The 10,945-nt window shown below is 65.7% G+C and carries 12 protein-coding genes and 1 pseudogene; 2 read left to right on the top strand and 11 right to left on the bottom strand.

The window, feature by feature from the left end; genetic code table 11:
• Window positions 1–922 (top strand): DUF6571 family protein (locus BW737_RS15930; protein ID WP_180272016.1); only part of this gene is annotated, 922 nt, incomplete at its 5' end.
• A 204-nt stretch (window positions 923–1,126) separates the two neighbouring features.
• On the top strand, window positions 1,127–2,035 hold the full coding sequence (locus tag BW737_RS02470) for a DUF6571 family protein (protein ID WP_086616017.1): 909 nt from the start codon (window positions 1,127–1,129) through the stop codon (window positions 2,033–2,035).
• An 83-nt stretch (window positions 2,036–2,118) separates the two neighbouring features.
• On the opposite strand, the gene BW737_RS16580 is transcribed toward BW737_RS02470, so the two are convergent.
• From BW737_RS16580 to BW737_RS15920, 11 genes and pseudogenes are all read right to left on the bottom strand, one after another.
• On the bottom strand, window positions 2,119–3,627 hold the full coding sequence (locus tag BW737_RS16580) for an alpha-mannosidase (protein WP_257210390.1): 1,509 nt from the start codon (window positions 3,625–3,627) through the stop codon (window positions 2,119–2,121).
• Between the two features lie 116 nt (window positions 3,628–3,743).
• Window positions 3,744–5,195, bottom strand: a pseudogene (locus BW737_RS16575) (glycoside hydrolase family 38 N-terminal domain-containing protein); the annotation flags it as partial.
• 46 nt (window positions 5,196–5,241) lie between these two features.
• Entirely contained in the window at window positions 5,242–5,445 is a 204-nt protein-coding gene (locus BW737_RS17470; RefSeq protein ID WP_257210389.1) for a hypothetical protein, read from the bottom strand.
• Between the two features lie 90 nt (window positions 5,446–5,535).
• Complete coding sequence (locus tag BW737_RS17465) at window positions 5,536–6,108, bottom strand: carbohydrate ABC transporter permease (protein ID WP_257210388.1); 573 nt, start codon at window positions 6,106–6,108, stop codon at window positions 5,536–5,538.
• Window position 6,109: 1 nt separating this feature from the next.
• Window positions 6,110–7,039, bottom strand: a complete 930-nt coding sequence (locus BW737_RS02455; RefSeq protein ID WP_086616018.1) for a carbohydrate ABC transporter permease — start codon at window positions 7,037–7,039, stop codon at window positions 6,110–6,112.
• Entirely contained in the window at window positions 7,039–7,773 is a 735-nt protein-coding gene (locus BW737_RS17460; RefSeq protein ID WP_257210387.1) for an extracellular solute-binding protein, read from the bottom strand. The genes BW737_RS02455 and BW737_RS17460 overlap by 1 nt, the downstream gene beginning before the upstream one ends.
• Entirely contained in the window at window positions 7,770–8,432 is a 663-nt protein-coding gene (locus BW737_RS17455; protein ID WP_257210386.1) for an extracellular solute-binding protein, read from the bottom strand. Before BW737_RS17455 ends, BW737_RS17460 begins: the two co-directional genes overlap by 4 nt.
• A 504-nt stretch (window positions 8,433–8,936) precedes the next feature.
• Window positions 8,937–9,482 carry an ROK family protein gene (locus BW737_RS02445; protein ID WP_180272015.1) on the bottom strand — a complete coding sequence of 182 codons (546 nt, stop codon included), beginning with the start codon at window positions 9,480–9,482 and terminating at the stop codon, window positions 8,937–8,939.
• Window positions 9,479–9,862: an ROK family protein gene (locus BW737_RS02440; protein ID WP_180272014.1), complete on the bottom strand. Its 384-nt coding sequence runs from the start codon at window positions 9,860–9,862 to the stop codon at window positions 9,479–9,481. The genes BW737_RS02445 and BW737_RS02440 overlap by 4 nt, the downstream gene beginning before the upstream one ends.
• A complete protein-coding gene (locus BW737_RS15925; RefSeq protein WP_180272013.1) occupies window positions 9,862–10,158 on the bottom strand; it encodes a MarR family transcriptional regulator in 297 nt (98 codons plus the stop codon). The genes BW737_RS02440 and BW737_RS15925 overlap by 1 nt, the downstream gene beginning before the upstream one ends.
• 108 nt (window positions 10,159–10,266) lie before the next feature.
• A partial coding sequence (locus BW737_RS15920; protein ID WP_180272012.1) for a DUF6571 family protein occupies window positions 10,267–10,945 on the bottom strand: 679 nt, incomplete at its 5' end.

Here is a 10,945-nt window from a genome sequence, read left to right as displayed (position 1 = left end):
TCGGGAGCGGTGGGAGGCACTCACCGACGGCGGCTGGGACTCAAACACCCTGGAGGAGCTCACCGCGGCCATGGCGGCGGTGTCGACCCTGCGTGCCAGTCAGGATGAGGAGATCTCCGCCGCGGCGACCTGGGTCACCGCCAGGTCGATCGAGTTTGCCGTCGACCAGGTACCCCCCAGGTACTACACCGACGCAGTGAAGGAGAACTTAGCAACGGTGGTGGTCAACACCGCGGACGAAGGAGTGAAAGTCGCCACGGGCGGTTCTCCTAAGGGATTGGGACTGTATCAGGGCGAGAAGGACAAGGACCTGGACGACGCCAACAGCCTGTATACAACGATGATCTATCGGGTTATTGACAACAAAGCCGCCGCAGCGAGCATCCTTTCAGCGTTTTTTGATGCCGCTATGGAACGTTATCCGGACGTCGGCGACGTGACGACGCTTGAAATGAAATATCAGATTGTGGCGAGCGTATACGGATACCTCGCGACGATCAGTGGCCAGCGCATGGTCGACATAATGGGCGCTGAAGCTGATTATGACAATCCGATTGCCGCAACGGGTTCCGCTTTGGAGGCCATGGCTTATGCCGATGCGGTTAACCAGGGGCTGTTCGCGGACCCGGAGGCATTCAACGCCGAATACCTACAGGATGGGGGTAGTGGTGAGCCCTACTCGTGGTACACGACCAACGATGACGGCACCACCACTTTCACGCTGGATACTCCGCCTAGCAGCGAGCAGAGCGCCCAGATTCACAGTTGGGCTAACGCCATCGGCGCCGAACACGACCCTGAATACGCGGTCATGCGTGCGGACAGTGGCGTGAACGCCGGGATCCGCAGAGGGGTCTGCCTGATCCGCGGAGAGGACGGCATAGGAGGTGAGCCCGGTGAGATCGCGATCAAGAAGAACTAAAACACTCCTGCTGGCACTACTGCTGGCCTGCATGCCAATCACGGCGTGTGCGGCGGACTCGGACGAGCGCGGCCTGGACATTCCCGGCTTCGAGCCTGACGCCGTCACCGATCAGACCAACGCCCAAGCTGCCTTCGAGTACCTCAACCCCGATGGTGAGGTCATTGATAGATGGTGGATTCCGGGGGAACAGACGCAGGAGCGGTGGGAAGCCTCAGCGAGGGCGGCTGGAGTTCCGATGCCCTGGAGGAGCTCACCGCCGCCATGGCGGCGGTATCAACCATGCGCGGCAGTCAGGACGAGGAGACCTCCGCCGCAGCAACATGGACGGTCGCAAGGTCTATCGAGTTCGCCGTCGACCAGGTGCCCTTCGAGGACTATACGGAGGCCATGAAGGAGAACCTGGCGGTGGTGGTGGCCAACACTGCCGAAGAAGGCGTTCACGTCGCCAATGGCGGGTATCCCAGGGGTTTGGGACTGTACAGGGACGATGACAGCAAGAATAGCGGTGATGCCAACAGCGTGTACACCACGTTGATCTACCGGGTAATTGACAATCAGGACGCCGCTGCTACCATCTCCAAGGCATTCGTTGACGCCGCTATAGCCGATTACTCTGGCATGGCCGACGCCGGCGACCTTGGGGGCATGTGCCAGAATATGGGCAATGCGTATGGATACCTAAATGCCATCGGCGTTGAGCGCATGACGGATATTGCAGGCGCGGACGCAGAGTTCGACAACCCGATCCCCATCACTCGGAGCATATTGGAATCCCAAGCGTATGCGGAGGCGGTCAACCGAGGGTTGTTCACCGACCCTGACGCCTTCAACTCCGAGTACCTCCAGGATGAGTTCGGGGAACCGTATTCGTGGTACTCCACCGGCGCCGACGGCACCACCGCCTTCAACCTCGACAACCCGCCGACCCGCCGGCAGAGCATAGAGGTCCACAACTGGGCCGACGACGTCGTGCCCACCCATGACCCGGAAGGCGTATTCATGCACGCGAATAGAGGCCTCAACACCGGTATCAGCGGCGGGCAGTCCTTGATCTACGGCCGTGATGGTGCAGGCGGCTACCCCGGTTCCATCCAGATTGAGAAGGACTGAGCCGATCCGCCTCGAGGTTCGGGATGCGGCATGCTGCCCGGGTCGCTGCACTGGTGGGTGCCGTAGTCGGCTGCGCCCACCGATCACGCCCGGGCAATCCTCAGCGTGAGGATCTGGAAGGGGCGCAGCTCGAAGTCGCTGGTCAGGGCGCCCGCCTGCCCGCCGTCGGCACTCTCAGCGGGACCGGTGTGCAACTCGACGTCGTCGGTCGGGCGCTCCAACAGATCGGTGGCCACTACCGAGGCGGCGGCGAAACCGGTGGTGAGGGTGCCTCGCGTGCGGGCCCCGAGGGACTCGTACAGGCGGACGACGACGTCGCCGCTGCGGTCCTCGGCGAGCTTAACCGCCTCCACCACCACACCCGTGCCCGTAGCCGATACGAGCGGTGCGACCTCCCGGGTGCCGGTGACCACGCGTGCAGGCAGGTTGAAGGCGTAGCCCTCCCGCACGGCGTCGTCAATCGTTGCCCCCGGACGCAGTGCGACCCGCAGTTGGTGCCGGCCCTGGTCGGCCTCGGGATCTGGGAACAGGGGGGCCCGTAGCAGCGACAGGCGCACCGTGGTGGACGGGTGGCCGAAGGCGTCCACATCACGTGTGACGTCATGCCCGTAGGTGGAGTCGTTCAGCACCGCGACCCCGTAGCCCGGCTCGCCCACGTGAATCCAGCGGTGGGCGCAGATCTCGTAGCGGGCGGCGTCCCAGGAGGTGTTCTGATGCGTCGGGCGGGACACGTGCCCGAACTGCATCTCGGCGGTGGAGGCGTCCGCCACCAGGTCCAGCGGGAAGGCCAGCTTGAGCAGCTGCTGCCGCTCGTGCCAGTCAACGTCGAAGTCGAAGACCACCTGCTTCGAGTCCGGGCTCAGGCGGATGCACTCCACCAGTGTGGAGGACCGCCCGAGCGTGCGAGTGACGTGCACACACGCACCGCCCGCGTCTCGCATGACCTCCAGGTCCCGAACCTCGAGCACGTCTTGAACCGTGTGGCGGTACTCGGCGTCGATGTCCCAGGCGTCCCACTGGCGCGGGGTGTCGCGGTGCAGCTGCAACAGGCCCGCCCGGGCGCCGGGCGGGAGCAGCTCCCGATCGGCCTCCAGGTCCACCACCGAGGTCAGGGTCCCTTCGGCATCGAGCACCAGGCGGAGCAGCCCGTTGTCAATGATCGTGCTGGCAGCAGACCGCTCCACCGACACCTCGCCGACGGCGGCTTTCGGCGCGGCGGCGCCCAGTGCGGGCACGCCGTCGCGCGCCGCCGGGGCGGCATTGAGCAGCAGCGGGGTGTCGCCGTCGCCCACCAGCGCGGCGGCGGCATCGCCGATCACCTCGTTGAGTATGCGCGCAACCTCGGCGTACTCGGCCTCGGTGCGCTGATACACCCAACCGATGGAAGTGCCCGGGAGGATGTCGTGGAACTGGTTGCGCAGCACCGTGCGCCACGACTCCTGCAGGGCATCGTAGGGGTATGCCGTGCCCTCGCGGACGGCCGCCGTTGCCGCCCACAGCTCGGCCTCCCGCAGCAGATGTTCGCTGCGACGGTTGCCCTGCTTGGTGCGCAGCTGGGAGGTGTAGGTGCCGCGGTGGAACTCCAGGTACATCTCTCCGTGCCACACCGGCAGCTGCGCGCCGCCCTCCGCGGCCAGAGCCTGTGCCTCAGCTGGGTGCGTTCGAAGAAGGTGTTCGGGCTGCCGAGCTCCACCGTCGGCACGCCCTCCAGATCCTGGAAGCGGTGCGCCGCTGCCAGCATGTCCCGGGTGGGGCCGCCGCCGCCGTCGCCGTAGCCGAAGGGGACGATCGAGGTGGTGCAGATGCCCTTCTCGGAGAAATTTGCTTCGGCGTGGTGCAGTTCGGTGACGGACAGCCGGGCGTTGTAGGCGTCCACCGGGGGGAAGTGCGCCAGCACGCGGGAGCCGTCGATGCCCTCCCAGTAGAAAGTGTGATGCGGCATCTTGTCGGTGTCGTTCCAGGACAGCTTCTGGGACAGGAACCAGGGTGAGCCCGAGGCCCGGGCGATCTGAGGCAGCGAGCCGCTGTAGCCGAAGGAGTCCGGCAGCCACACGTCGCGGGTCTCCACTCCGAACTCCTTCAGGAAGAAGGACTTGCCCTCAATGAACTGGCGGGCGAGCGCCTCCGAGCCGGGCATATTCGTGTCCGACTCCAACCACATGCCGCCCACGGGAACGAAGCGTCCCTCGGCCACCCGCTTGCGGATGCGCTCGTACAGCTCCGGCTGAGCCTCCTTGACCCACTGGTACTGCTGGGCGGAGGAGCAGGCGAAGACGAACTGCGGATCCTGATCCATCAGGGCGAGCGCGCTGGAGAAGGTGCGCACGCACTTGCGCACCGTCTCCCGCACCGGCCATAGCCAGGCGGAGTCGATATGCGCATGCCCGACGGCGAGCACATGATGCGCGCTCGCATTGGCCGGGGATGCGAGTACTCCGCCCAGTTCGACCCGTGCCGCCGCCGCGGTGCCCGCCACGTCGCCCGGGTCGATCAGGTCGACGGCGCGCTCCAGCGCCGTGTCTATACGGGCGCGGCGGGAGGAGTCCTCCGGGAGGGCGGCTGCCAGCTCCAGCAGGACGGTCAGGTCCTGGGTCAGCTCCCACACGACGTCGTCGCGCAGGCACGCATCCACGGCGCCCAGGCGGTACAGTGGCTCGCTGCCCGCGGTCTCCCGATAGCCCAGGGGAGTGGGGGAGAAGGTGAAGTTGCCGGCCACGTCCGGGTTGCTCGCGGCCTCGATATAGACATCGATCGCATCCGGCTCATCGTCCCAGGGGGCCGTGTGGTTGCGCGGTGAGATGGCCTTGATCGCGGAGCCGTCGGGGCGCAGCAGCAGGCCCTCCGCCTGGAAGCCGGGCTGGGTGGCGGTGAACCCCAGGTCGATGCTCAGCTCCACGTGCGCGCCGTCTGTGCGGTGCCACGCTGCGGGCACACGCCCGGTGACGTGGAACCAGGTGGTGCCCCACGGCGGTCCCCAGGGAGCGCCGACGGCGATAGGGGAGTAGTCCTCAGCAACGGCGTGGGTGAAGGGGACCGGTTCACCCGGTGCCTGCCAGGCCGACAGCTCCAGTGGTCTGCGGTCGCGATAGATCGCCGGGCGCACATGGTCGCGCAGCAGGCGCGCGGCGCGCTGCTCGGTCAGGACGGGGTTGGAATGCATGTGATGGTCTTCCTGGTGTTGTCTGTGGCGGGGTGCCGGCGTCGGATCAGCCCTTGACGGCGCCGGCCATGGCGAAGCCCCCGCCCGCGCGACGCTGCACGATCAGGTAGAGCAGCAGCACGGGCGTGGAGTAGAAGATGGAGAAGGCGGCCAGCTTGCCGTAGGCAATGGAGCCGTGAGTGCCGAAGAAGTTGTAAATGGCCACCGCAGCGGGCTGGTGTTCGGGGGAGAACAGCAGCACGAAGGGCACAAAGAAGTTCCCCCAGCGCCGGTGAACACGAAGATGAACACCACGCAATGCCGGGCTTCATCAGTGGCACCACGATCCGCCACAGGGCGGTCATGGCGGAGGCGCCGTCGACCCAGGAGCCTCCTCCAGGGAGATCGGCACGGAGTCCATGAAGTTCTTCATCATCCAGATGGCCATGGGCAAGAAAGTGGCCGCCATGAACAGGATCGTGCCGGCAACCGAGTCGAGCAGCTGGAAGCTGACGAACAGGGTGTAGACGGGCACCATCATGGCCGTGATCGGCAGGCAGGTGCCGAACAGGATCGTGTACATGAATCCCTTGTTGAAGCGCATCTGGAAACGCGAGAGCGGGTAGGCGGCGAGAGTGGCCACTACTACGGTGATCGCCGCGGTTCCGAAGGAGATGACCAGCGAGTTCCACAGGGGCCGGAGGGTCTCATCGACGTTGGCGATCTCTGTGAAGTTGGACAGTGTCCAGGTCTCGGGCACGGAGATGGACACGGTGGCCGCGGAGTCGAAGGCGGACAGGATGATCCATGCGAGTGGGATCAGGAAGCAGATCCCGATCAGCGCCATGATCGCCGATGCGGCGATCTTGAGTCCGCGTCCGCGCGGGGAGCTGAGTTTGAGCGATGATGCGGGCGGCTGTCGTGTATCGGGCATGTCAGTCCACCTCCGGTTTGAGCAGTTTCATGTAGACGACGGAGAACAGTGCTCCCACCAGCAGCGTGACGGTGGCGATCGCCGTGCCGTAGCCGACCTGGGAGAACTTGAAGGCCTCCTGGTAGGCGAGCACAGGCAGGGTGGAGGAACTTGTTCCCGGGCCGCCTCCGGTCATGACCCAAATGAGGGTGAACACCCCGAGCGTCTGCAGGGTGGTGAGCATGAGATTGGTGGCGATGGAACGCCGAATGATCGGCAGCGTGATGCGGAAGAAGCTTTGCACGGTGGAGGCGCCGTCGATGGCGGCGGACTCCTTCACCTCCGGCGGCACCTCTGCCAGGGCGGCGTTGTACTGCATCATCGAGAAGGCGGTGCCGCGCCAGACATTGGCAAGAATCACCGACAGCATAGGGAAGGCGAGCAGCCACTTGGGCCCTTCCAGGCCGATGAAGGCGAGCATCGAGTTCAACGTGCCCTCGGAGGCGAAGAAGGCGTAGCAGGCGAAGGCCGCCACGATCTCCGGCAGCGCCCAGGCCACCACCACGATTCCACCTACCAGGGAGGCCAGGGGGCGGGCGCAGTGCCGCATGAGGACGGCCAACACCATGCCCAGCACGTTCTGGCCGACGATCGCCGAGGCGAAGACGAACACCGCCGTAAGAAAGATCGACTTGACGAAGGCCGGATCGGAGAAAAGGGTGACGTAGTTGTTCAGGCCCACGAAGGATGGTGCGGCCGCCTTGTAACCGCTCATCGCCCGGTCGGTGAGCGAACCGTACAGCGAGTAGACGATTGGACCGAGCAGGAATAGGGCCAGCAGGACGACCGCCGGAAGGAGCGGTGCAGTGCGCCGCAGAGTTCTACCGGGGCGACGGCGGGACGACAGCGCGCCCCCGCCCGCCGTCGTCGCGGTTGCAGCCGGGGCGGACATCAGGACGCCGCCTCGGTGCCGTCCTCGCCGACGATGGCGACCAGCCCGGAGTCATAGGTGGCGGCGGCCTGCTCGGGGGTGGCGTCGTCGGTGACCACGGACTCGCAGGCGACCTGGATGTTCCCGGAAATCTGCGAGTAGTCGGGGGTGGTGGGCCGGAAGTGCGTGTACTGAACCAGGCTGGAGAAGAACTCGAAGCTCGGGTTGTAGGAGAGGTAGTCCTCGGATTCGGCGACGTCCTTGCGTACAGCGACCTGGGCATTCTCCGTGTCGTACTTGAGGGTGTTCTCGTAGTTCAGGGCGATCGAGATGAACTGGAAGGCGGCCTCGGGGTTAGCGCACTTGGAGCCGACGGCGAGCGTCCAGCCGCCCGACATGGAGGTGAACCCGTCACCCTGCCCGTTCTGCGTAGGCATCATCGCAAAACCCATCGTCTCCTCCCACTCGGGCCACGGGTTGTCGCCGGAGATCCAGCCGCCGGGCATCCAGGAGCCGTCGATCGCCATAGCGAGCTTGCCCTGGGGGAGGAGTTCGGTGGAGACGCGGTTGCCGATGGTGGAGTCCAGGGCGACGTCGAGTGCAGGGCCGAGTTCCTCGGCGTAGACCGTGTCCATGAAGGCCAGGGAGTCGATGAACCCCTGTGAGCCGGTGACCCACTTCTTCGTGTCGGCGTTGTATAGCAGCTCGGAGTCGGTGCCGGACAGGAGCATCTCGAAGCCCTGCATGGAGGTCATCTCCCACCGGCTTTGGCGACAAAGATATTCAGCGGGATGACGTCGGGCACCTGCTCTTTGATGGTGCGGGCGGCGTCGAGAATCTCATCCCAATTCGTCGGCTGCCAGTCCTCGGGCAGCCCGGCCTGGGCGAAGATCTGCTTGTTGAAGTAGATGCCGCGGGTATCTGTGCCCATGGAGACGCCGTAAAGCTTGCCGTCGTCGCCGAGCCCGGCCTCCTTGGCGGAGTCGACGAACTGGTCCCAGTCCTCCCAAGCCTCGACGTACTCGTCAATCGGCATGAGGTAGCCGGCCGCGGCGTCGGAGCGGACCTGGAAGGAGTCCTCGTACATGACGTCAGGAGCGGTCGAGTCGGAGCCGTTCATCAGTGCCAGCTTGGTGAAGTACTGGTCCTGCTCGGCCTCAATGGGCACCAGTTCGATGGTGACTTCCGAGTTGGCGGCCTCGAACTCGTCCTTGGCCTTGGTCAACAGGTCCTCGAGCTGGGTGAAGGCCGAAGTCTTCTGGTAGGCGATCTTAAGGGTGCTGGTGGAACGCTCGTTCGAGGAGCCGGAGCAGGCGGCGAGCGCGGCGGCCGCGGAGGCGAGTGAGGCGCCGATCAGAAAGCTACGGCGGCTCGGGACCGGGCGGGTTAGGGGTGCGGGGGTTGAGTGGGGCATGGGTGGGCTCCTTCGCGCCGGGGCGTCCACTGTGACGCCATCGCTAAATACTCCATCAAATGGATAAAATGCTGTCAAGGCGCCCTTGGGGTCGTTGTGGATTCGTTATATAAGGGTGGGTGTGTGCGGGTCTTGGAGCGTGGTCGGAACCCGGGCCGGGAGTGGACGCACGACGTTTCGGCACTTACGACGACGGTTCGTACCTTCCGATCAACGATTCGTACTCTGCGGTGACGGTTCGTACCGCTGGGTGCCGAACCGTCATGCGAAATGCCGAAGCGCTGCGGCGAAGTGCCGAACCGTCGGTGGAACGCGTAAACAGTCATCGCAGGGAGTAGCCGCTGTGCCTGGGGGCCATCGCCCGCTTTTGGTGTTTTCTGCATGCTCCATGCGAGGCCGGTGATGGTTTTGCGCGCCGCTGTTGCGGCCGATCTCAGTGGGCGGACCCGGGCTCCACCTCGCCTGTTCGGCATCGACCGCATCCTGGGGATCAAGCGCGGGCCCTCAACTCCCGATGAGCAGCGTTGCCGGAGTCGGCGAGAAGAGGCGGTCAAGCACGAGACAGGCCGCTCCCACGGTACCGGCACGTTCGCCGAGCGAGGAGGTGTGTAAGTTCAGCGGACGCGGTTGCCCGTGCAGCGTGTGATCGGCGATCGCGTGTTGCAACTCGGGTTCGCACAGCGGCCGCATGGCGGCCCAGCGCGGGCCGGTGATGACGATTGCGGATATGTCCAGCAGTTCGGCCACGGCCAGTACGGCAGCGCCCAGCACACGCCCCGCCGAGGCGAACACCTCGATCGCCGTTGCCTCCCCCCGACCGGCGCGGACCAGCAGGTCGGTGAAGCCCTCCTCGATTTCATGGGGATTCCACGAGTCGACCTCGCCCGGAAGCGTCATGCCGAGCTCGCGCGCATGCGCCACCAGCTCGCGCTCGCCCAGCGACGTGCCCAGTATGCGCCCGCGCGGCGAATCGGAGCGCGGATCGCCGGGAAGATGCATGCTTTCGCCCGCATTACCGGTTGTGCCGCGCACCACCTGTCCGGCGATCACCGGGGAGATCGCGCGCCGGCGCCGAGGTAGAACACGAGGAAGTTAGCGGGATCGGGCGACTCGCCGGTCCACAGGTGCGCCTTGGCCACCGCCGTGACGTCCTTGTCCAGGACGACGTCCAGGCCCGTCTGCCGGGCCAGCAGGTCGCGCAGCGGAACCGTGCCCCAGCCCGGCAATAGGGGCGGACTGACGGTGCCGGCGTCGTCGTCTATCGGTCCGGGTGCGGCGACGCCGATGCCCAGCAGCCTGCCGCGCGGAACCGAGGCCTCTTGCACCATGCGTTCGACCTCGCGCTGCAGGTGCGCGATCGCCGCCGTGGAGTCCTGGGGTGAGGGGAGCGGACCGTAGTTCTCGGCGACGATCTCGCCGGTCAGGTCCACTACCGCGATGCCCAGGGCGGACGGGTCGATGTGAATGCCGACGGCGAGCCCTCCGGAAGGGTTGAGACTGAGGGCGACGCCGGGGCGCCCCTGCCGTCGGGGGGCACGATGCCGGTCTCGCGGATCAGCTGCTGGTTGAGCAATTCACGGGTCACATTGGAGACCGTCTGCGGCGCCAGACCGGTGATCCGCCCGAGCTGCGCCCGGGTCAACCCGTCGGCGGAGTGACGGATGGCCTCCAGTACGACGGCCCGGTTGAACCCGCCCACCCGGGGCAGGTTGCTGCCACGTCCCATGGTGCCTCCTCCTGCTGTGCTCGCGCCCGACCGGGCGGGACGGGGCGAGAGTATCCGGGAATCCGTGGGAGCGGATGGAAGGATCGGCGGGACCAGTCGCCTGGAGACTCAGTCGGTGACTTTTGCCGCCTGGCCCTGGTCATACCCTGTTTTAGTGTTAACCATCTCGTGGTCGATGCTGTCCATGGTAGGATCGTTTACATGCCGCTGCCAGGTGATGTATTCGTGGGCGGTTTCTGGGGTTATGGGGTCGGGGGCGGTGTTGTTGTTTGTGTGTAGTTCGGCAATGCCGTCGAGGTAGCCCATGGTCTGCGCGGCGGACTGATACTGCCCAAGCACGGTGGCTTCGGGGTCTGCGGCCGTGGGCATTTGCGAGTCGATCCGGTCGTGGTGGTATTGGAGCATGGCGGAGGTCAGGGCTTCGGCGGCGTGCTCATCGTCGATGACGCGGTACAGGACGGTTTCGAACTGCGCGTCGGTAACCAGGCCAGACAGGCCATACAGGTCCGGACGATCCAGAGACTCACCACCCGCCAGGGCGGCGACCTCGTCAGGGATGTTGCCCAGCAGGACGGCGAGATTTCGCTTCATGGTGCTGGTGTAGTACCTGGAGGGCACCTGGTCGACGGCAAACTCGATCGACCTGGCGGTGACCCAGGTCGCCGCGGCGGAGATCTCCTCATCCTGGCTGGCACGCAGGGTCGACACCGCCGCCATGGCCGCGGTGAGCTCCTCCAGGGTGTTTGAGTCCCAGCCGCCGTCGGTGAGTGCCTCCCACCGCTCCCGA

The sequence above is a fragment of the Actinomyces ruminis genome (assembly GCF_002154335.2).
Classification (GTDB): Bacteria; Actinomycetota; Actinomycetes; order Actinomycetales; family Actinomycetaceae; genus Actinomyces; species Actinomyces ruminis.
The sequence above is the reverse complement of the archived record's forward strand: the minus strand, read 5'-3'. Positions and strand labels throughout refer to the sequence as shown.

Excerpts from the sequence above, each read along its gene's own strand:
- BW737_RS16580 (WP_257210390.1), bottom strand. The coding sequence starts at position 3,627 with ATGTACCTGGAGTTCCACCGCGGCACCTACACCTCCCAGCTGCGCACC.
- BW737_RS17465 (WP_257210388.1), bottom strand. The coding sequence starts at position 6,108 with ATGCCCGATACACGACAGCCGCCCGCATCATCGCTCAAACTCAGCTCC.
- BW737_RS02455 (WP_086616018.1), bottom strand. The coding sequence starts at position 7,039 with ATGTCCGCCCCGGCTGCAACCGCGACGACGGCGGGCGGGGGCGCGCTG.
- BW737_RS17460 (WP_257210387.1), bottom strand. The coding sequence starts at position 7,773 with ATGACCTCCATGCAGGGCTTCGAGATGCTCCTGTCCGGCACCGACTCC.
- BW737_RS17455 (WP_257210386.1), bottom strand. The coding sequence starts at position 8,432 with ATGCCCCACTCAACCCCCGCACCCCTAACCCGCCCGGTCCCGAGCCGC.
- BW737_RS15925 (WP_180272013.1), bottom strand. The coding sequence starts at position 10,158 with ATGGGACGTGGCAGCAACCTGCCCCGGGTGGGCGGGTTCAACCGGGCC.